Annotated in this window: 1 pseudogene; it reads left to right on the plus strand. The window is 47.3% G+C overall.

Annotated elements, in window-relative coordinates:
* Window positions 1–194 (plus strand): annotated as a pseudogene (locus tag AAEY72_RS14715) (shikimate dehydrogenase); the annotation flags it as partial.
* Between the last annotated feature and the right edge of the window lie 83 nt (window positions 195–277).

Genomic DNA, 277 nt, shown 5'->3' on the forward strand with positions numbered 1-277 from the left:
CCCTACACGGTCACTATGCTTACGACATGATGTACGGTCGCACGCTACCGTTCTTGGAGCATTTCGCGGCACGTGGTGCGCAAATATCAGACGGCTACGGCATGCTTATCGGTCAAGCCGCCTTAAGTTTTGAGCGTTGGACGGGTCACAGTATCGATGTAGTGCAAGCCACTAAAGCCCTCAACGTCAAATGACTTACACGACCATTTAGTGACTTGTTGTAAGAAAAGCAGAATTACAAAGCGCTCTCATATGCTTTGAATTTATGGTGTTGATT

The sequence above is a fragment of the Psychrobacter sp. W2-37-MNA-CIBAN-0211 genome (assembly GCF_040309405.1).
GTDB lineage: Bacteria > Pseudomonadota > Gammaproteobacteria > Pseudomonadales > Moraxellaceae > Psychrobacter > Psychrobacter glaciei.